Here is a 24,807-nt window from a genome sequence, read left to right as displayed (position 1 = left end):
GCGTCCGGGGCCCAACCCTCAGTACCGGTAGGCGCGGATGACGGTCTGCTTGACCGTGTTACCGCTGGTGTCCGTCGCGGCGGCCCGCAGCGAGACGAAGCCGGTGCCGGCCGGGTTGTGCACCCAGGCGACGGCCTGCTCGCCGGAGCGCTGCACGGTCAGCTGCCGCCAGGTCTTGCCGTCGTCGAAGGATGCCTCGACGGTCAAGGCGCTGGTCTGGCCCGGTGCCGCCCCGACCTGACGGTCGAGCGAGACCGGGATCGCGAACAGCCGGTTGGCCGGCGCGCGGTTGTTGATGTTGAGCTCCGGGGTGTACCGGATCGCCGTCATCGGCAGCTTCACCAGGTCGCCGTCGCCCACGTGCCCGGACTTGAAGGTCCACTCCGCGTCGACCACCGTCGACAGGGTGAACGCCGGGTCGCTGCGGAAGGTCGCGGCCAACCGGTAGTCACCCGGCTCCGCAGGCACCTCCCACACCCAGGGCGCCTGGTTCGCGTCGCCGACCTTGACCCCGTTGCGGTAGAGGTTCACCTCGACGCTACCGCCGCGGACATGCCGGAAGCCCATGTGCCCGGTGCCGTCGCCGTGCAGCGGCCCCGGCCCGCCGATCAGGTCGCCCCAGTAGCGGGTGGCAAACTGCTGGCCGAAGTTCGGCTCCGGGAAGACCGGCCCGGCCACCGCGTTGGCCCACTTCACGTTGTACGTGCGCCCGGGCTGGAAGCTGGTCCACGCCGACTGGTAGTACGTGTACCTCAGCTGGGCCGAGGTCGACTGCCACACCGCCTGCTTGTCCTGGTTGTAGTACTCCGTGATGGTGCTCGGCACGTCGTAGCTGAAGCTCGGCGGGACGTTGCGCTCGTCCCGGTAGATCGGCGAGTTGCCGGGCGCATGCGCGACCGCGGTCCGCGCAACCGGCACGCCGGCCACGTCCGCGCTGATCTGCGAGTTGACCGTGGCGAAGTCGTCCGCGCCCAGCTTGCGGGTCAGCCCGGTCATCATCTTCTCCGGCTCATAGAGGTAGACCCGGTAGACGTACGGGCTGTTGTGCAGGCTGCCCTGACGCACCTGGCCCCACATCCCGTTGACGTAGGAGACGAAGCCGGCCGTCTCGCCGGCCCCGATCTGCGCAGTTCGCAGGTGGTCGAAGGGAATGCCCATCAGCACGCCGAACGGGTCGTTGCTGCCCCAGATCTGCGGCTGCTCAATCCGGATCGTCCAGCCCAACTCCTGATGAACCGCGGTGGCCTTCGGGTTCGGCACCGACACCGCGATCGGCTTCGCCAGGCGGGTGTCCATGGTGAGCGCCTGGTCCGTGGTCAGGTCGAGGCTCGGGCGCATCAGCGAAGCGATGTGCGGAAGGTACGGGTCGCCGGTCAACAGATAGGTCTGGACCAGGTAACGGCCCGGACGGATCCGGTGCTTGGTGACCGCGGGGTTGTCGAAGACCAGGATGGTCTGCCGATCCAGATCGGTCAGGATGGTCACCCAGCCCTGCTCGGGCGTGGGCGCTCCGCCGTCCGGCCCGACGAGCTTGAGGGTCAGCTCGCTGCGGGCGATGTCGAGCGCGACCGGGGTCTGCACCTGCACGCCGCCGCCGGCGGCGGTCACCTCACCGCCGAAGTAGCGGTCGGGCAGGTCGGCGCCGGCCTGCACGCTGACGGTCACGGTGGCCGTGCCGCCGGCCGGGACCGTCACCGAGGAGGCGCTGAGGCTGAACAGGCCGGCCGGCGCCGGGGCGCCGTCGGCGTCTTTGGCGTCGAGAGACACAGCCAGAGCGAGGGCGGAGGAGCCGCTGTTCGCGTACGTGATCGTGCGCTGCTGCGCGGTGGCGGTCCGCTCGAAGGCGACGCTCACCGGGCTCGTCGTGACGGTCTGCTGGATCGCCCGGCTCACGTTGACGAAGCCCGCGCCCTGCTCGTAGACGCCGGTGGCGGCGTTCGGCTGCGCGGCTGCCATCAGCGTGGACTTGATCTGCTCAGGCGACCAGTCCGGGTGCTGCTGGGCCAGGATCGCCGCTGCGCCGGTCACGTGCGGCGTGGCCATCGAGGTGCCGTTGAGGCTGGTGTACTGCGGGTTCTCGTAGTACGGCTCCAGGTCGGAGGTCGAGCTGCGGGCGGCGAGGATGCCGACGCCGGGCGCGGTGATGTCCGGCTTGATGCCGGCGTCGCTCGCGCGCGGACCACGGCTCGAGAACGAGGCCAGCCAGCCCGTCTTGGTCACGGCGCCCACGGTCAGCGCCTCGGTCACGCTGCCGGGCGAGTTCACGGTGGACTCGCCGGCCTCGCCGCTGTTGCCCGCGGCGACGACGAAGAGCACGCCGTAGTGGTGGGTGAGGTCGGCCACGGCCGCCTCGATCGGGTCGGTCTCCGGGCTGTCCGGTCCGCCGAGGCTCATGTTGACGACCCTGACGCCCTGCTGCGCCGCCCAGGTCATGCCGGCCAGGATCGCCGACTCCGGGCAGCCCTCTTCGACGCAGACCTTGGCGCTGTAGAGCGTCGCCCCGGGCGCCATGCCCTTGTAACGGCCCTGCGACGCGGCCGCGGTGCCGGCGATGGTGGAGGCGACGTGGGTGCCGTGGCCGACCCGGTCAAGGGTGTCTGGGTCCGAGGTGAAGTTCTCCGCGGCGGCGACGCGGTCGGCCAGGTCGGGGTGCGTCTGGTCGATGCCGGTGTCGATCACGCCGACCTTCACCCCCGTTCCCGTCCAGCCGGCCTGCCAGGCCTCCGGCGCGCCGGTCAGCGGGACGCTGACGTCGAGGGTCGGTTGGCGCAGCCCGTCGAGCCAGACCTTGTCGAGCCCGGCCCGCAGTTGCCGCTCCGTGCCACTCCCGGTGGAAGTGACGTTGTTCCAGAAGGACACCGCGTCCGCGCGGCTCTCCGCGACAGCGCTCGCCCCGGAGAGCTTCCGGGTGGTCCGGGCGCCGGCGAGGCCGGCGGGGGCGGCGCTGCCGTGCTGGACGATGAGCGGCAGGGTGGCCCGGGTGTCGTCGTAGCCGAACTTGACCAGCATCGAGATGTCGAAGAGCCGCTCGTCGAGCTTGCCCCGGTTGAGCAGGCCGACGGCGTCGGCGGGGATGACCCGCACGTCCTTGCCCGCGCTGTGGGTGATGAACGGGATCCGTTCCCGTCCCTTGCCTGGCACCACGTTGACAGCCGTCTGGCCGTCCACGGTGCTGAGGTGGACGGTGTCGCCGGTGAGCAGAGTGACCGTCCGGGGCTTGGACGCGACCGGGGGTGTGGTCGCCGGCTTCGCGGCCCCGGGCTGCGCCGACGCGGGCACACCCCCCGGAGCCACCGCCGAGACGCCCAGCACCAGCAGTGCCAGCGCCGATATCTTGCGAACTGAACGCATCATTCTCCCTGGATGAACGCTGAGGTATCCAGGTGTTCCTGACGTGACCGGCGGGTGAAAGTTCATCCCGAGTGACCTGCGTCACTGCCGCTGAACTTGCGGGGCCCACGTCTGGACCGCCGAGCCCATCTACGCATCTGCATACCGGCCCGCGCAGCTGAGCGGGCCGAGGAGCCCGATGCTCGCGAAACCGCTGGTTCTTGCCCTGGTCGGCACCGCCCTGAGCGCACGCCGGCCGCGGCCGCTTCCCGGCCTGGCGCCCCGGCCACGCCGCCGCCCTCCTCCGCCACGGTCACCCTGCTGACCGGCGACCAGTCACCGTCGAAGCCATCGGCTCCGGCTGCGGCCGGGCGAGAATCGCGTACGTGCTTGACGCCGGGCGGTGAAGCGCAGCCGGCTCGGTAGGTACCTCGCCTCATTCCTCGGATCGTGTGAGAGGAACGCCCGCTGGTTCGGCCGGGTCCGGACCGGTGAGGTGGGCTCGGGCGTATTTGCGGAAAGCCGCGACGAGGCGGCCGCGGTCGCCGGCCCGGGTGACCAGTACGACGTGGCTCGGCTCGACCCCGTGCAGGGGGATCGTGGTGAGGTCGGGGCGGAGGCTGTTCATCCACAACTGGTCCGACTTCGCTGGCGCCGCCGAGACGGATCGGCGCGCCGTCGAGACGCTGGGCGAGGGGCTACCGGGCCTCATACCGGTGCCGGGCGTGGTACTTCCAGCGACTGGGGGCACCACTGAGCCCCCGATCTGCTTGGTGATGACCGGCCAGCGGACGTCGCCCGCCACTACCCAACGGAGAGAGCCCGGCTCAACGGCGAACAGGCATGAGCACAACCGAAAGGAACAGCACCATGAACAAGCTCGCACTCGTCACCGGCGCCACCTCCGGTAGTGGCTGCAGACCTGTCCACCGACGCCGGTGTGGACGCGATCGCCGATGTGTGCGCGTTGGAGCCGCTGACCATGCTGGTGAACAACGCCGGTGTGTCGCATAGCCCGACCGCCGGTCTACCCCATCGGCGGTACTCCTGCGAAGTGCGACCCCTTCGGTACTCCATCAACGTCACATTGGACGGGTGCTGCGATCATCGTGCAATTCCCGCAGGACGAAGACTTGCATCGTCACCACGTCGGGAACCTCAACCAGGCCGATGCGCTTCTCTTTGGCCGGGTGACTTACGAAATGATGGAGGCAGCGTGGCGGCCGCCGGCGCCGACGGAAGCGAGACCTGATTGGGTGGAACCCTTCGCCCCGACGATCAACGCGGCAAAGAAGTACGTCGTGTCGAGCACCCTGGAGCGGGTCGATTGGAACGCGGAACTCGTGCGCGGAGATCTGGCCAAGGCCGTTCAGCAGCTCAAGCGGGAGCCTGGTAAGGGACTGTTCGTAGGAGGCGTGAAGCTCCCGCTGGCGTTGACGGAGCTGGGATTGATCGATGAGTACGAGTTCGTGGTGCAGCCCAGGCTCGCGGGCCACGGGCCGACGTTGTTCGCCGGACTATCGAAGCATGTCGACTTCAAGCTCGTGAGCCGGCTGGAGTTCGGCTCGGGCGCGGTGGCGATGCGGTACGAGCCGAGAAGGTAGCCATCGGGCTTGTTAGCCCGAGCCGGCCGCATCATGGAGCCCTGGTTCGCGGCTCTTGAGCGCCCCACCGGTTCCCTCCGCGGCGAACCGGCCACGCCAGCTGGCCCACCTCGTCGCGATGTCCCAGACGCTGAGCGCCGAGCTCGAGGGGACGGGCGTCAAGGTTGAGGATCGCGCAGATCCGGGTGATCCGGCCGTTCTCGGCGGTCAGGCATGCCGTATCGCCTGAGGTGATCCAGCAGCCACAACAGGGGTTGACGAGCCGCCGGCCGCGGCCCGTCAACCCCGACACGTGCCCACCAAGGCTTGGTTACTGGATGCCACCGGCCCGGAATGCCACCCAGGCGTCGCTCATCCGGTCCGCCTGTCCGGCGGTGAACATGTTCATGCAGGAGTCCTGCGTGTAGTCCATGAAGTTGTGGATCGGGTCCAGCCCGGGTGCCGTGCAGGTATCCGCGCCCACCGGGCAGTTGAACTGCGGCGCCGCCTCCCGCGGAGTGTCCGCGACGTAGTCGCCGGAAGCGGAGCATCCGTGCGCGAAGGTGTGCTCCAGCATCAGCCAGTGCCCGACTTCGTGCGTCAGCGTGTCACCCAGGGCGTACTTGCCCGCGGTTCCGCCCGGCATCGACTCATCGAGCATCACCACGCCGTCGATGTAGTCCCGGCCGTTGTTGTAACCCTTCGGGAAGTACGCCCAGCCGAGGAGCCCCCCGCCGATGTTGGCCGCGTACACGTTCAGGGTGCGGGAGTCGCCGCTGTACAACGCATGCTTCATGTCCCGCTCGTTCTTGCCCGGCACGACCGTGTACCAGTCGCTGTTCACCGTCCACGTCGTGTCGACGAGAGAGAACCGGAACGGCGTGTCGGAGGCGTTCGCCGCCGTGCGGCCCGCGAACGAATCGTTGAGCACCGTCATCTGCGCCGCGATCAGGGTGTTCCACCTGTTCGTCTCGGCCGCGCCGAGGGCGTGGTCGGAGATCATGTGGAAGACGGTGGGGACGGTGATGCTGCCGTTGGGCAGGCGCGGCGAATCCTTGATCACGCCGTAGGCGTTTGCCTCATTCTTGGACTACAGCTCCGGCTCCTGTGCGGTGGCGCCCTCGCTCACCCGCGCCGCGCTGTGCCCTTCGGCACCCGGCTCACACGCCGCAACACCCGCGGAGGCGATCGCGGGCGCTGCCGTCCCCACCGCCGCGACGGCTCCACCGGCCGACAAGAATGTCGCAGCGGTAGCGGTCAGGACTGCCAGTTGGAACGTCGATCTCCTGTGCATCGTTGCACCTTTCACATATGGGGATGGAGGGTCACCGAGCGGGATGGACGACGGTCGCCGCGACAAGGTCACTGACCTCGTCGTCCCGTTATAAGAACACGCCATGCGTTGACAAAAGACCTCAAGATCGGGATCGCTTCGCCAGATCCCGACCTCGCCGCAGCTGGAACGGACGCGGGTGGCCGTCATCGATCAGCCGCCGTACCGACGATCCTGGAATGCCGCCCGTCCCGACCCCCTGATGCCTCCGACGGTGACCGTGCACGGGCCGCTACCAGCCCATGAGGCCGCGCGCTGGCCGGTCAGCCGCGGATCAGGGCGACGACCCGGGCGAGTTCGTCAGGGGTGACGCGGGCGTCGAGGAGGGTCCCGATGCCGCCGAGGTTCCACTCCCGGAGCTGGTCGACGTCCTGGCCGGCCGCCCGCATGCGCTCCTCGACGAACCAGTACCGGTCGACCCGTTCGGCCAGCGTGGCCCGTTCCGCAGCGAGGTCAACGCCGGGCAGGTTGACCCTCCCAACGCATTCGGCGACCTGCCGGCTGAGGTCGTCGCCCTACAGCTCCAGTTCCCAGCCCGGCCACAGCTCGGACCAGTCCTGAGCCAGCCCGGCCAGCGGCCGGATACTCCACAGCCCGGCCCGGCGCCGGGCGACGTCGAGGTGCAGCCCCGCCGCCGGGTGCGCCGAGCACGCAGTGACGAGGTCGCGCGAGTCGAGCCGGTCCAGCAGGCGTGGGCCGAGGCGCCATGGCGGGCAGGACTCGAAGGGCAGGGCGTACGGACGGCACCGGCCAGCGTCGGCCACGCTGACGAGGTATTCCACCGGGCCGTCCGGCCGCTGCCCGCCGTCGGGGTACAGGCCGTCCCACCAGGCGCGCTCGCTGCGTACCTGGTCAGGCTCTTCCCCCAGGTATGCCACCAGGTCGCCGATCCCGTCGTACGCCCAGCTCACCGTCCACCCGCCCCAGGTGCGCCGGTACGCGTCGAGCAGCCCCGCACGGTAGGCGTACCGCTGCTCAAGAGAGAACTGCCCCAGTTCGGTGAAGAGCAGCAAGTGCCGCGCATCAACGTCGATGAGCACCCCGCCTTCGCAACTCAGGTCGTCGAACCACACGTCGTCCCGATAGGGCGGTTGCTGGCTCAACCCCGACGCCGAGTCGCCCGCCGCACTACTGCGGCGCGAGCCGGAAGTAGTCGAGGTTGAACCCGCCCTTCTCGCAGTACACCGTGACCAGTTGGTCGCCGGCCGTCAGGGCGACCGGCACGTGCACCGACTGGTAGCTCGCCCAGCCGCCCGTGTCCGGCACCGACGCCGTTGCCAGCACCTGACCACTCGCGTCACGGAACGACACCGCACCCGCCACGGCGGCACCCGTGCCGTTGGCCACCCGCAGTTCCAGGTCGTAGGTTCCCGGCTGGGCGATGTCGACGCGGTACTTCAGCCAGTTGCCGGCGGCGGTCCAGCCGATGTTCCTGCCGCCGCTGGCGGCGGCGTTGCTCTCGACGAAGTTGCCACCTCCATCGGCCCAGCCGTGCTGCTCGACGTACGACTCGGCCTCGACCTTCTCGCCGACCGGTGCGCCGTGCGGCCGCACGGTTACATGGACGGTCAGCTTGTCGCTTGCGACGCCGTCGGTGACGACGACCGTCAGGTCCCGCTCACCGGCCGCCGTGGGACGAAGCGTCACCACCCCCGTCGCGGCGTCGATGCTGGTGCCCTCCGGCAGGTCGGATGCGTAGAAGGCGAGTCGGTCGCCGTCGGCGTCGGTGGCCGTCAGCGGCACCCGCACCGGGTGGTACTGGTCGGCGACCACATCGGCCACGTTGTCCAGCACCGGCGCGTGATTGCCCTTCGTCGGCGGCAGCGGTGCCTTCCACCGGAACGTGGCGAACGAATGCGCGGGCACCGTCTCGACGAAGGACTGGCCGGCGAGCACCACACGTACCCTGGTGGCGGCATCGTTGCTGTTGCCGAGCACGGCGACGAAGTGGTTCGCCTCGCCTCGGTAGACCACGTTGCTCACGCCGTTCGCCGCGGCGCTCGACTCCACCCGTACGTCCTCCGGGCTCAGGTACCGCGCGAACTGTCCCAGCTGGTACAGCTCGTTGCGGACGCTGAAGTCGCCCTTCGTGGTGTCGACCTTGACCAGGCGGTCGGGCCACTTCGACGTCCGGCCGACCTCTTCCCAGTCGATGTTGTTGTTCCGCTCGCCCGTCCAGTGCAGCGTCCCACCGTCCTGGTCCGTCGCCTGCGCCCAGAGAATGTAGGAGCTGGCGTTCAGCCGGAAGTAGTTCAGGATCGTGGCGGGGGAGAGGTCGCTCGTCTCGGTCATGTGTACAGGCTTGCCGGTCTGCTCGTACGCGTCACGCATGACCGTCGGGTCGCCCCAGTACGGGTGGAAGGCGATGGCGTCGGTCGCCGCACGCACCTGCTCACCTGTCACCGAGCCGTCCGGTGCGTCCTGCAGGATCCGGTAGTAGTTCTTCGTCTCGGTGCTGTTCGGGTCGCGCCAGTCCCAGAAGTTGAAGTCATGCACGTAGAGCTCGGTGTCGAGCCTGGCGGCGGCGAACTCGCGGTCGATCGCAAGAGCCAGCTTCTGCTGCTGCGCCACGCTGATGTCCATGGCCGGATAGACGACGTCCATGCCGGGCTCGTTCAGCAGCGTCAGCGCGTCGATGTGGATGCCGTGCTTCGCGTACGCCTGGACGAACTTCACGTGGTAGCGGGCGAAGACGTCGATGCAGTCGTCGCGCAGCTTGCCCACCTGGTAGTAGCTGGTGGTGCTGCCCGGGCGGAGCGCGACCTCGCCGGTGAACCGGTTGTTCGTCTTCATCCACGCCGGGGCGCTCCACGCGGAGGCGAAGAAGGTGGCGCGCGGGTTGTAGCGCTGGATCAGCTTGATGGTGTCGATGATGTGCAGGTCGAGGTCGTGCTGGATGGAGAAGTAGTTCAGGCCGAAGTCTTCGGTGACGCCCGCGGGCAGTTCGTCCTCCGACCAGAAGGGCAGATGTTCGATGACGTCGGGGCTGCCGATCGTCACCCGGAACCGGTCGAGTCCCGCGCCGTGCTTCGGGTCGACGAGCAGCCGGATGGCCTCCTCGCGTTTCGCCGGGCTGAGCTTCCAGAGGTTGGAGACGCTCGTCTCGTCGAGGGAGAAGCCGATCCCGGAGTAGCGCTGGCGCGTCTCGCTGGGGTCGACGACAACGGTCGCGTCGGCGGGTGCGCCCTGGTCGTCGCCGACGTGGACGGTGGGCAGCTGGTGCCACCCGGTCCCGGCCTCCGTGGAGTACGTTCCGGCCACGGCAGGGCCACGGTATGCGGTACCTGCCGTCGCTGCCGCCGGCAGCGCGGCTGTGCACAGCACACCGGCTGTTGCCGACGCGGCGACCAGCGCCGCGATGGTGGGTCGCCTCACGGCGCCTCCTTGGGTCGGGGGAGCGTCCTTGCGCACGCTTCGGCCTCAGGAGCCGGAGGCGCCCGTGGGACGGCCGGTGCTGGCGTCAGCGAGCTTTGCTCCCCGCCAAGGCTCAAGTCAAGATATTGCCAATACTTAATTCAACATCCGTTTTAAGTCCTGCTCTCGTGCTGGACCATTGACACGGCCGTGGTGTGGCCGGAACTATCAGCGACAGTCCACTACGCCTGTCTTCGTAGGTCACGCGTCCTTGTGACAACGATGTCATGGCCCGCACGGTGCAACTCCGAAGGAGAGTGCATGGCCGAGATGCCCGGGTCGGCACCAGGGGCGCGAGCGTCCTGCCGGGTGGCGCCATGACGCCGTCGGTCGAGCCCGCGTCTTCCCGGCGACGTCACGGGCCGGCCGGAGCGAAGCGGTCGCCCAGGTGGTGCGGCCGTCCACCTCGGACGGCGCTGCGTTACACCTGTTCGACGTCGCCCCCGGATCAGGCCGATCAGCAGGTCGTGCCGGCGCCGACGAGGGCGCCGACGCCCACGCCGACCGGCGGTTCCCCCGGCCTGAGCGCCCGGTAGGCACATTCGCGCTCCATGGCAATCGATCGACCGCAGTAGCCACGCCACCGTCCTCCCCGCCCAGACGTTCGACGCACTCGACCCGGATCGAGTCGAAAGGCCCTGCCCCCATGTCGTACCCGTCCCTTGCGCGCCCTTTGTCCCCCCGACTGATCGCCGCGACAGCCGCCGTCCTGCTGCCGGCGGGACTGCTCGTCGCCGCACCTGCGGCCAGTGCCGCACCCGCGTCGCCCGGCAGTTTCAGCTCCTCGTTCGAGTCGGCCGACCCACAGCCTGCCGCGAGCACCGTCGAGGTCGACGCGAGCGGTAAGCCGGTCCAGGCGAACCTGAGCGGCTCGAGCCCCACCGGCCTGCCCGGCAGCCTGCTCGGTCAGGTCGATGCGGTGACCGCGAGCGCCGAGAACCCGCCGAACGAGACCGCCGCGAACCTCACCGACGGCAATCCGTCGACCAAGTGGCTGGCGTTCAGCCCGACGGGCTGGGTGACCTACCAGCTGGCCAAGCCGGCGGCGGTGGTGCGGTACGCGCTGACCTCCGCGAACGACGCACCGACCCGTGACCCCAGGGACTTCACGGTGCAGGGGTCCAACGACGGCAGCACGTGGACCGACCTGAACCGGCAGACCGGGCAGAGCTTCAGCGGCCGGTTCGCCACGAACACCTACAGCTTCAGCAACACGACCGCCTACGGCTACTACCGGCTGAACGTCTCCGCGAACTCCGGTGACTCCCTCGTTCAGCTCGCCGACTGGGACATCAGCGACGGCTCGAACGTCAGGCCGCCGGCCACCCCGATGGTCAGTGTCGTCGGCGCCGGGCCGGTCAGTGGGCACAACATGAAGCCCGGGGCCGGATTCACCGGGCTGGCCTCGCTGCGATACTCGGGCGGCGCCGAGGCCGACGGTCGTTCGAATGCGACCAACAAGCTGTTCGACGTCGACATCCCGGTCGGGCCGAAGACCCGGTTGTCCTACAAGATCTTCCCCGAGTTCACCGGCCAGGACACCCGGTATCCGTCCACCTACGCGGCGGTCGACCTGCACTTCACCGACGGCGGCTACCTCAGCCTGCTTTCGCCCGTGGACCAGCACGGATACCCGCTCACAGCCGCCGGGCAGGGCGCGTCGAAGGTGCTCTACGCCGACCAGTGGAACGCGGTGCAGTCGGAGATCGGGGCGGTCGCGAACGGCAAGACGATCGACCGCATCCTGCTCGCCTACGACGATCCCCACGCGACGGCCTCGACCCGCTTTCAGGGATGGCTCGACGACATCACGCTTGCGGCCGCTCCGACGCCGATCGACGACTCCAGCCTGACCAATTACGTCGACACCCGGCGCGGGACAAACGCGTCGGGCTCGTTCTCGCGCGGCAACAACCTGCCGATCTCGGCGATGCCGAACGGATTCAACTTCTTCACGCCCGTCACCAACGCCACCTCGAACTCGTGGGAGTACGAGTACCAGCGGAACAACAACGCGGCGAACCTGCCCACGCTGCAGGGACTTGCGATCTCGCACGAGCCCAGCCCGTGGATGGGTGATCGCAACCAGATGTCGGTCATGCCGGTGCCGGCGGGCGGATCGCTCACCGGCGCGCCCAGCCGTCGGGCGCTCGCCTTCAGCCACGACGACGAGATCGCACGGCCGGACTTCTATCAGGTCACCCTGCAGAACGGCCTGGTCGCGCGGATGTCGCCCACCGACCACGGTGGGATCATGGCGTTCACCTTCCCGTCCGGGCAGGCCACCGGAAGCCTCGTCTTCTACAACGGCACGTTCACCATCGGTACGGACGGCACGTTCACCGGCTGGGTCGACAACGGAAGCGGCCTGTCGGCCGGTCGCAGCCGGATGTTCGTGTCCGGCACCTTCGACCGGGCGCCGACGACGTCCTCCGCCACCTCCGCCACCTTCGACACCTCCGGGAACTCGCAGGTGACGCTGCGCATCGCCACGTCGTTCATCTCGGTCGACCAGGCGCACCGGAACCTCGACCTGGAGGTCACCGGCAACAGCCTCGACCAGGTCCACGCGGCCGCCACCGCGGCATGGGAGGACCGGCTCGGCCGGATCGACGTCCAGGGGGCGAGCGAGACGCAACTGGTCACCCTGTACTCGAACCTGTACCGGCTGAACCTGTATCCGAACTCGCAGTCGGAGAACACCGGCACCGCCACCGCGCCGCACTGGCGGTACGCGAGCCCGGTGTCGGCGCCGACCGGCCCGTCGACGGCCACCCAGACCGGCGCGAAGATCGTCGACGGGCAGATCTACGTCAACAACGGGTTCTGGGACACCTACCGCACGGTCTGGCCCGCGTACTCGCTGCTGTACCCGGACGTCGCCGCCAGGATCGCCGACGGGTTCGTCCAGCAGTACCGAGACGGCGGGTGGATCGCCCGCTGGTCGTCGCCCGGCTACGCCGACCTGATGACCGGCACCAGCGCGGACGTCGCGATGGCCCAGGCGTACCTCAACGGCGTCAAGCTGCCCGACCCGCTCGGCGCCTACGACGCGGCGATCAAGGACGCGACCGTGGCGTCCGGGCGCAGCGAGGTCGGCCGCAAGGGCATCGAGACCTCCCTGTTCCTCGGGTACACGCCGACCTCCACTGGCGAGTCGGTGTCGTGGGCGTTGGAAGGCTTCATCAACGACTACGGCATCGGCAACATGGGCGCGGCCCTGGCCAAGGACCCGGCCACGCCGAGGTCGGAGCGCGACCGGCTCAACGAGGAGTCGCGGTACTTCCTGCAGCGGGCCCGCAACTACGTCAACCTCTTCGACGCAAAGACGAAGTTCTTCCAGGGACGCGACCCGGCCGGCAACTTCCTCGCCGGCGACCCGCTGGACTGGGGTGGCGTCTACACCGAGACCGACGGGTGGAACTACGCGTTCACCGCCCCGCAGGACGGTCAGGGGCTCGCCAACCTGTACGGCGGGCAGGAGGCGTTGAAGGAGAAGCTCGACCAGTTCTTCGCCACCCCGGAGAACGCCGACCATCCGGGCGGGTACGGCGGAACGATCCACGAGATGCTCGAGGCGCGTGCGGTACGCATGGGCCAACTCGGCATGAGCAACCAACCGTCGCACCACATCCCGTACATGTACGACTCGGCAGGCGCGCCCGCCAAGACGCAGGCGATCGTGCGGGAGATCCTGCAGCGCCTCTACGTCGGCAGTGAGATCGGCCAGGGCTACCCGGGCGACGAGGACAACGGCGAGCTGTCCGCTTGGTACATCCTCAGCTCACTGGGCATCTACCCACTGCAGGCCGGCTCGTCCAACTGGGCCATCGGCTCGCCGCAGTTCACCCGGATGACCGTCCACCGGCACAGTGGCGACATCGTCGTCAACGCGCCGAACAACAGCACCAGGAACGTCTACGTGCAGAGCGTGGAGGTCAACGGCAAGGCGCAGCGCGAGACGTCCATCGACTCGGCGGTCCTCGCCCGCGGCGGCACGATCGACTTCCAGATGGGCGCGAATCCGTCGTCCTGGGGCACCGGAAAGACCGACGCGCCGCCGTCCCTGACCCAGGGCAACGCCGTGCCCAAGCCGTTGCAGGACACCACCGGCCCCGGTCTCGGCACCGCCACCGCGAGCGGCGGGCAGGACGCCGCCAAGCTGTTCGACGACTCGTCGACCACCCAGCTGACCTTCGCCACCGGCACGCCGCAGATCACCTGGGTGTTCCGCGGCGGCAAGCAGACGCCGACCTACTACACGCTCACCTCCGGGGCGAGTGCGGGCGACCCGACGGACTGGCGGTTGCAGGGCTCCAACGACGGGATCACCTGGACCACCGTCGACTCCCGCAGCGGCGAAGCGTTCCCGTGGCGCGCCCAGACCCGGCCGTTCAGGATCAGCGATCCGGGGCAGTTCGCGCAGTTCCGCCTGGCCGTGACGAAGACGGTCGGCGCCGAGAAGACGACCCTCGCCGAGATCGAGTTGCTCGCCGGCGGCGACGTCGAGCTCGGCGGCGGCGCCGTCGCGGTCACCGCCGCGAGCAGCGTGCACGCCACCTCCGGTGCCGCGGTGTCGGTGCCACTGGCCACCGTCACCGGGGGCGCCGCCACCGGCTACCAGGCCACGATCGACTGGGGCGACGGCTCGCCGGCCACCCCCGGCACGCTGGCCGTGAGCTCGCGCGGCGTGTACAGCGTCAGCGGCTCGCACACCTACGCCAAGCCGGGTTACCACCAGGCCGGCGTCACGGTGACCGACGGCAGCAGCCAGAGCTCGGCAACCGTCGGCGTCGACGTGGCCTACGCGCCGAGTTCGGGCCTCACCGCGGCCTTCGACACCGTCTGCATCGGCGACGAGGGCGCCCTCGCGGCGAACTGCGACGCCAAGTCGTGGTCGTACTCGCGGGCCGCCCTCGCGGCAGCCGGCGTGACCCAGGGCCAGCAGCACCAGGTACCCGGCACGGGCCTGCACTTCACGCTGCCGGCGATCCCGGCCGGGCAGCCGGACGACGCGACCGGCAACGGCAGGACGATCGTCCTCAACCTTCCGACCGATGCCAAGAGCGTCTCGTTCATCGGTGCCGGTACGCAGGGCAACCAGAGCACCACCGGCACGGCGACGTTCAGCGACGGCAGCACCGCCAGCATCCCGATCCAGATGAGTGACTGGACGCTGGGTGGCAACGCGAACGGCACCCCGTCCTACGGCAACATCGTCGTCGCGAAGGCCGCGTACCGGCTGAGCGGCACGAGCCGGGACGGCGCCCAGCCGTTCCTGTTCGCCACCACGCCGTACCAGATCCCGACGGGCAAGACGCTCGTGTCGGTGACCCTGCCGACGCAGACCGGCGACCCCGGGTCGGCGGGCCGGATCCACGTGTTCGCCATCGCGGACGACGGCACGCCGGCCCCCGCGTTGGCCACCACCGCCCCGAAGGACCAGACGGCCACCGCCGGACAGGTCCTCTCGGCGAACCTCGGCTCGGTCACCGGCGGCGTTCCCGACCCGACCGGCTACCACGCCCGCGTCCAGTGGGGTGACGGCACGGTTCCGGACGACGTCACGGTCGGCCCGGCCGGTGCGATGAGCGGACAGCACACCTACGCGCAGGAGGGCACGTACACGGTGCACGTCACCGCCTGGGACACCCGGTCGAGCAGCACGGAGACCTTCACCGTGACCGTGGCGCGTGGCGGACTCCAGCCGACGACCGCGGTGTCCGCGTCCGCCACCGTCGCCGCCGGTGACGCGATCACCGTCGACGGCAGCGGGTTCGCCGCCGGCGAGCAGGTGACCGTGACTCTCGGCACCAGTCCCGCGCGGAGCATGACGGTCGCGGCCTCCGGGGCGGGAGCGGTACACGCGTCGATCGCGACGTCCCGTGACGCGCAGCCCGGCCGGTACTCCGTCACCGCCACCGGCGCGTCCTCGCGGACACCGGCGACGGCGACCGCCCGGGTGACCGGGGAGCCGGAAGAGCCGACGTACCAACCGCAGGTGGCGCTGTCGACCACGTCGGGACCGCGCGGTACGACGATCACGGTCGACGGTTCCGGATTCGCGCCGAACGAGGTGCTCACGATCAGCTTTGGTGAGGGCCTCGCGACCAGCACGGTGCGGGCGAATGGTGACGGCGTCATCTCCGGCGCGACCGTCAGCGTTCCGGGGAATGCGGGGGCGGGCTCGACCAGCATCACGGTGGCGGGTGCCGATTCCGGGACGCGGGTTGCGCTGCCGTTCACCGTCACCGGCCCGAAGTGAGCAGGGGGTAGCACAGCGCCTGGGCGGGCCGTGATCACGGCCCGCCCAGGATCCGCCTCTCAGCCTTGCCGGGGTGCGGTGCGGCCGGTCGGGCTGCACGGCAGCGGGAGACAGCTAGTGCGAGAACGTGCGAAGCGTCTCAACGACGAAGCGGTGGTCCGCCAGTTGCGGAAGCCCGGAAACGCCGAACCAACCCACCACGCCGGTGGCGCGAACGCGCAGTGGCACCGCGCCCCCGGCGGCCGCGTACCGCGAGGCGGGCAACCCGAACTTCTCCGTCAGCGTCACCTGCTGGTCCCGACAGAGCCGGGACATGTACAGGGACGAGTGCTCGAACCGCATCACCACCCGTCCCTTGCGGCGCAGCCACCCGTCGTTGTCCCGCGTCGAACCCGGCAGGCCGCAGTGGAACAGCTGGCGCCCGGCCCGCCACACACCCACCGCGATCGGTAGCCGCTGCTCCCGCGCGGCGGCAACGGCCAGCATCCCCAACTCGTACGCGTCCGACTCCGACAGGCCCGGCAGCTCCAGCTCGCCCTCCTCGCGCAGCAACTCCTCCAGCGTCGGCCACGGGTCCTGGTCAGGTGGCATACGCACCTCCGTCTCGTCGAGTGGGGACTGCCCCGGTTCGGTGAAGACCGATTGTCCCCTCCCGCGCTGGAGTACCTAGCTGCCGCTCTCCCCGCGGCGGGGAAGTTTCCAGTCCGGCCGTACGAAATGGCACGTGTAGCCTGCGGGATACCGCTCCAGGTAGTCCTGATGTTCCGGCTCAGCCTCCCAGAAAGGTCCGGCCGGGCTGACCTCGGTGACCACCTTGCCCGGCCAGAGGCCAGAGGCGTCGACGTCGGCGATCGTGTCCTCTGCGACCTGCCGCTGCTGGTCGTCGCAGTAGAAGATGGCTGACCGGTAGCTGGTGCCGACGTCGTTGCCCTGACGATTCTTCGTTGTCGGGTCGTGGACCTGGAAGAAGAACTCGAGGAGATCCCGGTAGGACAGCTTCGCCGGGTCGAAGACGATCTCGATCGCCTCGGCGTGGGTGCCATGGTTCTGGTACGTCGCATTCGGGACGTCCCCGCCGGTGTACCCGACCCTGGTGGCCAGCACGCCGTCGCGTTTGCGGATGAGGTCCTGCATTCCCCAGAAGCAGCCGCCAGCCAGGATCGCCTTCTCAGTCGTGTCGGTCATCGCTTCGCTCCCCGGTCTGCCTGCTCGAACACGTTGCGGTACTCCCCATAACCCGCACGCTCGAGGTCGTCGCGGGGGATGAACCGGAGTGCGGCGGAGTTCATGCAGTAACGCAACCCGCCGGCTTCCGGGGGACCATCGTCGAACACGTGGCCAAGGTGGCTGTCCCCGCGCGCCGACCGGACCTCGGTGCGGGTGATGCCGAGGGTCGAGTCCTGGAGTTCGACCACGTTTTCCGCTTCGACCGGCCTGGTGAAAGTCGGCCAGCCGGTACCGCTGTCGTACTTGTTGACGGAAGCGAACAGGGGTTCACCGGACACGATGTCGACGTAGAGGCCCGCCTCCTCGTTGTCCCAGTACGCGTTGTTGAAGGGTGGCTCCGTCTCGGCTTCCTGGGTGACCCGATACTGCTCCGGCGACAGCCGAGAAATCGCCTCCGGGTTCTTGCGATAGTCGTGTGACACCGTCGGTCCTCCCCGATGGGTCGTCGGCAGGAGGGGCCAGGTTCAACCGGCCCGCACCAGACACGTCAGCAGGGCCTACCCCGCCTGCGCTTGACTAACCGCCGTCTCGGCGGGCGACCGGAACGCCCGTGCCCGTTCGAAACCACGCAGACGGGGTAACCGCCGACGGCTCCCGAGCGCCTCGGGACACGGAAGGAAGGGCGGCAATGACCAGAATCGGCATCATCATCGGCAGCACCCGTCCCGGTCGTAACGGGGAGGCGGTGGCCCGCTGGGTGCACGACATCGCCAGCAAGCGTGGCGACGCCGAGTACGAACTCGTCGACCTCAAGGACTTCAACCTGCCGCACCTCGACGAGATGACACCCCCGTCGATGGGCCAGTACACCCAGCCGCACACCCTGCGGTGGGCCGAAAAGATCGCCTCGTTCGACGGGTACATCTTCGTGACGCCGGAGTACAACCACTCCACGTCCGGGGCGCTGAAGAACGCGATCGACTTTATCTACGCCGAGTGGAACAACAAGGCGGCCGGGTTCGTCAGCTACGGCAGTGTCGGCGGCACCCGGGCGGTGGAGCACCTGCGCCTGGTGGTGGCCGAGTTGCAGATCGCGGACGTACGGGCGCAGGTGGCCCTCTCGCTCTTCACCGACTTCGAGAACTTCAGCGTCTTCAAGCCCGGCCCTCACCAGGTCGATGCGGTGAACACGATGCTCGACCAGTTGGCGGCCTGGAGCGGCGCGTTGGCGACCCTGCGGGCTGGCACGACGATGGCGACGGCCCAGTCCGGTACGTAGCCCGCCGCGCGGCGGTAGGGGAAGCCCGGCGCTCGCCGGGCGCCCCGTGAGCGCCGCCACTTCAAGATACTTGCTTGGTCAAGGAATTTGCCTCGTTCGCCCCGGGTTGCTGATGGGGTCAAGCGTCATCGGAACGAGCGAGGCAGGCGAGCTGAGATGCAGTTCGGAATCTTTGGCGTGGGCGATGTGGCCCGCGACCCAATGACGGGACGGAATCCGTCCGAGCACGAGCGGATCAAGGCCGTCGTGGAGTACGCGAAGCTGGCCGAGGAGGTGGGCCTGGACGTCTTCGCCATCGGTGAGCACCACAACCCGCCGTTCTTCCCGTCCTCGCCCACCACGCTGCTGGGCCACGTCGCTGCCCGGACGGACAAGATCGTGCTGTCCACCTCGACCACGTTGATCACGACCAACGACCCGGTGAAGATCGCCGAGGACTACGCGATGCTCCAGCACCTGGCCGACGGTCGGGTCGACCTGATGATGGGGCGCGGTAACACCGGACCGGTCTACCCGTGGTTCGGCCAGGACATCCGCAACGCCATCCCGCTCGCCGTCGAGAACTACGACCTGCTGCGCCGGCTGTGGCGCGAGGAGGTGGTCGACTGGCAGGGCAAGTTCCGCACCCCGTTGCAGTCGTTCACCTCGACCCCCCGGCCGCTGGACGGCGTACCGCCGTTCGTGTGGCACGGCTCGATCCGCAGCCCTGAGATCGCCGAGCAGGCGGCGTACTACGGCGACGGGTTCCTGCACAACAACCTCCTGTGGCCCAAGGAGCACGTCCAACGGATGGTCGGGCTCTACCGCCGGCGGTTCGAGCATTACGGGCACGGCTCCGCGGACCAGGCCATCGTGGGCCTGGGCGCGCAGGTGTTCATGCGGAAGAACTCGCAGGACGCGGTCCGCGAGTTCCGCCCGTACTTCGACAACTCGGCGGCCTACGGGCATGGGCCGTCGTTGGAGGAGACGATGCGGCAGACGGCCCTCCTGGTCGGCAGCCCGCAGGAGGTGATCGACCGGACCCTGGCCTTCCGCGAGTACGCGGGCGGCGACTACCAGCGCCAGCTCTTCAACGTCGACGGGATCGGCGTGCCGCGGAAGACGGTGCTCCAGCAGATCGAGATGCTCGGCGAGGTCGTGCAGGTGCTGCGCAAGGAGTTCGCGGTGGGCCGCCCCGCACACGTGCCGAACGCCCCGACGCACGCCTCGCTGAAGGCCGCTGCGGCGGGGGAGAACCGATGAGGCGGACCATCGCAGTCGTGTCGGCCGGTCTGCGGCAGCCGTCGTCGACCCGGATGCTCGCCGACCGGCTCGCCGCTGCGGCCCGGCGCGAGCTGGAACAGCTCGGTGCCGAGGTCGACGTCGAGCTCATCGAGTTGCGCGACCACGGGCACGACCTGGTCGACAACCTGCTCGCCGGCTACCCGTCCGAGGAGCTGAAGCGGGTGCACGAGACCGTCGCGCGCGCGGACGCACTGATCACGGTCACGCCGACGTTCAGCGCGTCGTACAACGGGATCTTCAAGATGTTCGTCGATGTCCTCGACGACACCGCGCTGGTGGACAAGCCGGTACTGATCGCCGCCACCGGGGGGACGGGACGGCACTCGCTGGTGCTGGAACACGCGCTGCGGCCGCTCTTCGCCTACCTGCACGCGGTGGTCCTGCCGACCGCGGTGTTCGCCGCCCCGGAGGACTGGGGTGCCGGCGACACGGCACAGGATCAGCTGGTCCACCGGATCGACCGGGCGGCCGGCGAACTGGCCCGCGAGGTCGATCGGCGGGAAAAGCCCACCCACCTTGATCCCTTCGACGTCCCGACGCCGTTCGAGCAGCTGCTCGCCGGCGAGTGACCTCAGTCGCGGCGCGCCGGGCCGCCGCACCGCGTGGCCGCACAGCGTCAGCGGTCGGCCTTATCTGATCGTTAAGTAACGGTCCAACTGGTTCACCCCGCGGGCAGCACTGGGAAGACTGGGGCAATGTCCGCCGCCGCTCCGCCCGTCCGTCGCCGTCGTACCCGAGCACTCGCCGCGGTGGTCGCCGCGCTCGCCGTGGCCGCCGGGGTCGGCGCCTGGTCGCTGCGGGATCGGGTGATCGGCGACGGCGGTGCACCGGGGCCGGGCGACGCGGCCGTCCTGGGCGCGGGGCCCGGCGCCGGCCCGGCGGGTGGCACCGCCGCCTGTGCCGGCCGGCCGGCCCGGGCGCCTCGCGAGTTGCGGGGCATGTGGATCACGACGGTGAACAACATCGACTGGCCGAGTCGGCGCGGGCTGCCGGCCGAGACGGTGCGGGCGGAGTTCCGGGGCTGGCTGGACCTGGCCGTGCGGCACCACCACAACGCGGTCTTCGTGCACGTGCGGCCGAGCGGGGACGCGCTCTGGCCGTCCAGCTACGCGCCGTGGTCGGAGTGGCTGACCGGGCGACGCGACAGCCGCGACCCGGGCTGGGACCCGATGGAGTTCATGGTGGGCGAGGCGCACGCCCGCAACCTGGAGTTCCACGCCTGGTTCAACCCGTACCGGGGCGGGCAGCCGGCCACGGTGGGCGGGCCCGGCCCTCGGCTGGACCAGCTCGCGCCGACCCACCCGCTGCGGCGGCACCGCGACTGGGTGGTGACCTATCCCAGCGCCGACCGTCCCGGCAGCCGCCTCTACTTCAACCCGGGTGTCCCGGAGGCGCGCACGTTCGTCGAGGACTCGATGCTGGAGGCGGTCCAGCGGTACGACGTCGACGGAGTGCACTTCGACGACTTCTTCTACCCGTACCCGGAGGCCGGGCAGGACTTCCCGGACGACGCGGCGTTCGCCCGGTACGGCGGGCGGTTCGCGGACAGGGACGCCTGGCGCCGGGACAACGTGAACACGCTGGTCCGCGAGATGAGCGAGCGGATCAAGGCGATCAAGCCGTGGGTGAAGTTCGGGATCAGCCCGTTCGGCATCTGGCGCAACGAGCGCACCGACCCGGCCGGCTCGGCGACCGCGGGCCTGCAGAGCTACGACGACATCTACGCCGACACCCGGCTCTGGGTGCGGAAGCAGTGGCTGGACTACGTCGTGCCCCAGCTCTACTGGCACATCGGGTTCGGCAAGGCCGACTACGCCAAGCTGCTGCCGTGGTGGGCGGCCACGGTGCAGGGCACCCGGGTGCAGCTCTACATCGGCCAGGCCGACTACCGGGTGGGCGAGCGCGGCGCCTGGCGCGACCCGGCCGAACTGGACCGCCAGCTCGCCCTCAACCGCCGATACGGCGTGCGCGGAAGCGTGCACTTCAGCGCCAGGCAGGTCCGCGCCGACAAGCTCGGGGCGGTCAGCCGGTACAGCAAGGCGCACTACGGGGGCCCGGCGCTGGTGCCCGCGATGGCGCAGCTACCGGCGGCGCCGCCGGCCGCACCGGCGGTCACCGCAGCGCGGCGTGCGGACGCCGGCGGGGTGGTGCTGACCTGGCGCGGGGACGGCGCGACGAGTTACGCCGTCTACCGGGTGGACGGCGACGCGGCCCGGCTCGTCGGCACCGCCCGGGGCGCCGGCTGGGTGGACCGCACCGCCCCGGCCGACCGCCCGCTCTCCTACTGCGTGTCCGGACTGGACCGCAGCGGAAACGAGGGCCCACTCAGCGCGCCGGCGGCCGTCGCCGCGCAGTAAGGGTCCGTGGCGTCCGGTGGCCGAACGCAGGTGGTGGCGGGTCACCATACGCAGGATCGGGGCAGGAAAGCCCACGCGATCCCTGCGGCGAAACGGTTCCCGGTCCACTTCGCCATGATCCACTGACGGTCCTTGGTGACGTACCGGATGTCGATGCTGGCGCCGGCCGGTGCGGTACCGAGTCGATGGACGGCGACCGCCGGTCCCGACCCGTAGGCCGCGGCGGCGCCGATGTTGCCGTAGGCGGTGCAGGTGGTGCGGGCCGTGGTGGTCTTGAGTCCGCCGCCCTTGTTCTCGCTCCACACCCCGTACGGGCTGCACAGCGGGTCGACGCTGTTGGCAGTGCAGAACACCTGCTCGGAGTGCCACCAGCGCAGCTGGTCCGGGGACCCGTCGGCGTTGCTGGAGCCGACCACGTTGGGGCCGCCGGCACAGCTCGAGGACATGAAGCCGGTGCGCTCGATGGCGAACTTACGGGTGCCGTAGGCGTAGGCGCACCCGTCGAAGCTGCCGCCGGCGTACCCCCAGGGCCAGCGGGTGATGCCCTCGGTGTTGCCGGCGCTGGCGTCACCGGTGTCGCGGATGTCCATGTGGTCGAAGCTGGACTTGACGACGCCGTCGGCGAAGACGAAGTCACGGGCGAACAGGTAGCCCACCATCGGCCCGTTGGCCTTGTAGCTCAGCAGCACCCAGCCTGGTCCCATGCCGGTCTGCGCCCACGAGTCCTCGGCCGCGGTCTGTACCCGGTTGACGCCGTACCCCCAGGCCACGGCCGGCGACGGGGCGACCAGGGCGGTCACCGCCATGACGACGGCCAGCACCAGACCGGACCTTGTCGCGCTACGTCGCCAGCCCATCGTCACTCCTCGATGAAGGTTAGGCGACAACCTACAACGACAGCTGACGATGTGGCAATCTCCTTCTCCCGCGGCTTGCAGGAAACCTGCGGACCTTGTCCGCATCTTGCATACATCTTTCAGGCCCTGCTACCTTGGCGCGCACACCCTTCCAGGGAAAGGGATCAATATGCGATTGCTACCCAAGGCCGTCGCGATGGCCACGGCACTGGGCATCATGTTGGTCGCGCCGTCCGCTGCCCAGGCCTATGTCGTGCCGCGCCACGCCATCAACATCTGCCAGAGCGCCAGCTTCTACGACAACTACGACTCGGTCTCGGGCCCGTACGGCCTCAAGCGGGTGCTGTACTACGGCGACAAGATCGGTCACACGCCCGGAGCCCACCCGGTCTACAACGGCTGGGCGGCCACCTTCGACTTCGGCCCCAACGACTGGGGCTACATGCGCATCGAGTGCATCGGAGGCTACGACTCATGGTGACATCGCCATCCCGGCCCGTGCGCGCGGCCCGCTTCGGGGTCGCGGCCGCAACCGCTGCCGCACTGCTGGCGATCGGGTCGCCGGCGCAGGCCGCCAACGGCACCATCGGCGTGCGCGAGACCGTCTGCGCGGACTCGTTGTTCGTACGCACCGACCCGGGAGGCGCCTGGATGGGCACCCTGTATGCCGGGCAGACCTTCCTGGTGCAGGGCCCCAGGAGCGGCGGCTACATCTACGGCTTCGCCTACGGCCACGTCAACCGCAACGGATGGGTGCAGGACGGCTGGTTCTGCTGAGCCCGCCGGCTGCCGACCGACGTTGGTCCCGCACCTGCCCAGGCGGGGGCGGGATCAGCGGCGCGTCATTTCCCGGCAACAGGAAACCGGGTCGTGCGAGTGCGGATCGACCTGGCTACCCTTGGCGGGCTCCTCGCCTCGCACCCGTGCGCCGCCACGGAACTGCCAGGATCAGGACGGCCAGGACGAGGGCAGCGCCGATGCCGAGCCCGGTCGGCCACGCGAACGATGACGACTCCGCTGGCCGACCCTCCGGCTCGCCCTTGACGGGGACCACGGGACGCTCGTTCTTCTTCTCCTCCGGTGTGACCAGCCGGCCGACGGACGCGCCGGGAGGAAGAGCGAAGCCCCAGTTGAGCAGGGCTGTCGCCTCTCCGAAACTCCCCAGCGGCGCGGTCTCCGCGCCGAGCAGGGTCACCGCGAGCCGCCGGCCGTCGCGTTCGGCCACGCCGACGTACGTCTGCCGAGCCAGGTCGGTGAAGCCCGTCTTCCCTCCGAGCGTTCCGGGATATATGCCCAGCAGCGTGTTGTCGTGGGTGATCTGGAATCCCGGCGTTCCCGGCCGTTCCGGTATCTGCGCCACCGTGGTCGCGATGTAGCGCCGAAAGTCTTCCCGGGCGAAGGTGGCCCGCGCGATCAGCGCGAGGTCGTACGCGCTGGTGTATTGACCGGGGCCGTCGAGGCCCGAGGGGGTTGCCGCGTGGGTCTGGTTCGCGCCCAGCCGGCGCGCTTCGTCGTTCATCGCCTGCACGCCACCCTGCCTGCCGGCGTTGCCGCCGCCGACGCGAGCCAGCACGTTGGCCGCGTCGTTCCCCGATCGGAGCAGGAGTCCCAGCCACAGGCTCTCGATCGAGTACCGGCCGCCCTCGACCACCCCCATCAGCGAACTGGCCGGATCGAGATCGCGCAGATCCGCCCGGGTCACCTCGACGACCTGGGTCGGATCGAGGCGGGGCATCAGGGTCGCCGCCAGCAGCAGCTTCTGCACACTGGCCGGCGTTCGGTGCTCGTGGGGGCCGCACCCGCCGAGCACCTCACCAGTGTTCAGGTCCGCCACCAGCCATGAGGTGGCGGTCACCGCCGGCGCCGTCGGCGCGTCCGCGGGAATGGCCAACCCTGATGTCGCCAGCGCCTGCCCCCCGACTGCCGCCTGGGCGGGGT

General features: G+C 69.6%; 18 protein-coding genes. 8 read left to right on the top strand and 10 right to left on the bottom strand.

Annotated elements, in window-relative coordinates; genetic code table 11:
* Positions 1-18: 18 nt before the first annotated feature.
* A complete protein-coding gene (locus DKT69_RS35535; RefSeq protein WP_109805788.1) occupies positions 19-3,351 on the bottom strand; it encodes a S8 family peptidase in 3,333 nt (1,110 codons plus the stop codon).
* A 1,088-nt stretch (positions 3,352-4,439) separates the two neighbouring features.
* Between DKT69_RS35535 and DKT69_RS35520 the strand changes: the two genes are divergently transcribed.
* Positions 4,440-4,934: a dihydrofolate reductase family protein gene (locus DKT69_RS35520; protein ID WP_236648643.1), complete on the top strand. Its 495-nt coding sequence runs from the start codon at positions 4,440-4,442 to the stop codon at positions 4,932-4,934.
* A gap of 310 nt (positions 4,935-5,244) precedes the next feature.
* Here the strand turns inward: DKT69_RS35520 and DKT69_RS35515 are convergent, their stop codons facing one another.
* The 4 genes from DKT69_RS35515 to DKT69_RS35505 form a co-directional block, all read right to left on the bottom strand.
* Positions 5,245-5,976, bottom strand: a complete 732-nt coding sequence (locus tag DKT69_RS35515) for a zinc metalloprotease (protein ID WP_236648641.1) — start codon at positions 5,974-5,976, stop codon at positions 5,245-5,247.
* 533 nt (positions 5,977-6,509) lie between these two features.
* Positions 6,510-6,635: a hypothetical protein gene (locus DKT69_RS40785; RefSeq protein ID WP_255420261.1), complete on the bottom strand. Its 126-nt coding sequence runs from the start codon at positions 6,633-6,635 to the stop codon at positions 6,510-6,512.
* A gap of 126 nt (positions 6,636-6,761) precedes the next feature.
* Positions 6,762-7,319 carry a hypothetical protein gene (locus DKT69_RS35510; RefSeq protein ID WP_109805743.1) on the bottom strand — a complete coding sequence of 186 codons (558 nt, stop codon included), beginning with the start codon at positions 7,317-7,319 and terminating at the stop codon, positions 6,762-6,764.
* Between the two features lie 55 nt (positions 7,320-7,374).
* Positions 7,375-9,507 (bottom strand): carbohydrate-binding protein, encoded by a 2,133-nt coding sequence (locus DKT69_RS35505; protein ID WP_236648640.1) that lies wholly within the window; start codon positions 9,505-9,507, stop codon positions 7,375-7,377.
* Between the two features lie 826 nt (positions 9,508-10,333).
* Between DKT69_RS35505 and DKT69_RS35500 the strand changes: the two genes are divergently transcribed.
* Positions 10,334-15,925 carry a GH92 family glycosyl hydrolase gene (locus DKT69_RS35500; RefSeq protein ID WP_236648639.1) on the top strand — a complete coding sequence of 1,864 codons (5,592 nt, stop codon included), beginning with the start codon at positions 10,334-10,336 and terminating at the stop codon, positions 15,923-15,925.
* A gap of 114 nt (positions 15,926-16,039) precedes the next feature.
* Here DKT69_RS35500 and DKT69_RS35495 read toward each other — a convergent pair whose 3' ends face one another.
* From DKT69_RS35495 to msrB, 3 genes are all read right to left on the bottom strand, one after another.
* Complete coding sequence (locus tag DKT69_RS35495; protein WP_109805740.1) at positions 16,040-16,516, bottom strand: heme-degrading domain-containing protein; 477 nt, start codon at positions 16,514-16,516, stop codon at positions 16,040-16,042.
* A gap of 75 nt (positions 16,517-16,591) precedes the next feature.
* Complete coding sequence (gene msrA / locus DKT69_RS35490) at positions 16,592-17,110, bottom strand: peptide-methionine (S)-S-oxide reductase MsrA (protein WP_109805739.1); 519 nt, start codon at positions 17,108-17,110, stop codon at positions 16,592-16,594.
* Positions 17,107-17,574, bottom strand: a complete 468-nt coding sequence (gene msrB / locus DKT69_RS35485) for a peptide-methionine (R)-S-oxide reductase MsrB (protein ID WP_109805738.1) — start codon at positions 17,572-17,574, stop codon at positions 17,107-17,109. Before msrB ends, msrA begins: the two co-directional genes overlap by 4 nt.
* A gap of 206 nt (positions 17,575-17,780) precedes the next feature.
* Here msrB and DKT69_RS35480 point away from each other — a divergent pair, with 206 nt between their 5' ends.
* From DKT69_RS35480 to DKT69_RS35465, 4 genes are all read left to right on the top strand, one after another.
* Entirely contained in the window at positions 17,781-18,371 is a 591-nt protein-coding gene (locus tag DKT69_RS35480) for an NADPH-dependent FMN reductase (RefSeq protein WP_109805737.1), read from the top strand.
* 156 nt (positions 18,372-18,527) lie between these two features.
* The gene (locus tag DKT69_RS35475) at positions 18,528-19,613 is read left to right on the top strand and encodes an LLM class flavin-dependent oxidoreductase (protein WP_109805736.1); all 1,086 of its coding nucleotides are present in this window, start codon (positions 18,528-18,530) and stop codon (positions 19,611-19,613) included.
* Positions 19,610-20,224, top strand: coding sequence for an FMN reductase (locus DKT69_RS35470; protein WP_109805735.1), 615 nt, complete (start codon positions 19,610-19,612; stop codon positions 20,222-20,224). Before DKT69_RS35475 ends, DKT69_RS35470 begins: the two co-directional genes overlap by 4 nt.
* A 126-nt stretch (positions 20,225-20,350) precedes the next feature.
* Positions 20,351-22,012 carry a glycoside hydrolase family 10-like protein gene (locus tag DKT69_RS35465; protein WP_109805734.1) on the top strand — a complete coding sequence of 554 codons (1,662 nt, stop codon included), beginning with the start codon at positions 20,351-20,353 and terminating at the stop codon, positions 22,010-22,012.
* 41 nt (positions 22,013-22,053) lie between these two features.
* On the opposite strand, the gene DKT69_RS35460 is transcribed toward DKT69_RS35465, so the two are convergent.
* Positions 22,054-22,869 carry a hypothetical protein gene (locus DKT69_RS35460; RefSeq protein ID WP_146231305.1) on the bottom strand — a complete coding sequence of 272 codons (816 nt, stop codon included), beginning with the start codon at positions 22,867-22,869 and terminating at the stop codon, positions 22,054-22,056.
* Positions 22,870-23,065: 196 nt separating this feature from the next.
* Between DKT69_RS35460 and DKT69_RS35455 the strand changes: the two genes are divergently transcribed.
* A complete protein-coding gene (locus DKT69_RS35455) occupies positions 23,066-23,350 on the top strand; it encodes a hypothetical protein (protein ID WP_236648638.1) in 285 nt (94 codons plus the stop codon).
* Positions 23,344-23,646 carry a hypothetical protein gene (locus tag DKT69_RS35450; RefSeq protein WP_236648636.1) on the top strand — a complete coding sequence of 101 codons (303 nt, stop codon included), beginning with the start codon at positions 23,344-23,346 and terminating at the stop codon, positions 23,644-23,646. The genes DKT69_RS35455 and DKT69_RS35450 overlap by 7 nt, the downstream gene beginning before the upstream one ends.
* Before the next feature lie 115 nt (positions 23,647-23,761).
* Here DKT69_RS35450 and DKT69_RS35445 read toward each other — a convergent pair.
* Positions 23,762-24,807: D-alanyl-D-alanine carboxypeptidase family protein (locus DKT69_RS35445; RefSeq protein WP_109805787.1), on the bottom strand; the 1,046-nt coding region annotated here is incomplete at its 5' end.

Origin of the sequence: Micromonospora sicca (assembly GCF_003172935.1) — a bacterium.
Classification (GTDB): Bacteria; Actinomycetota; Actinomycetes; order Mycobacteriales; family Micromonosporaceae; genus Micromonospora; species Micromonospora sicca.
Note: the sequence above shows the minus strand (reverse complement) of the source record. Positions and strands in the feature narration are given on the sequence as shown.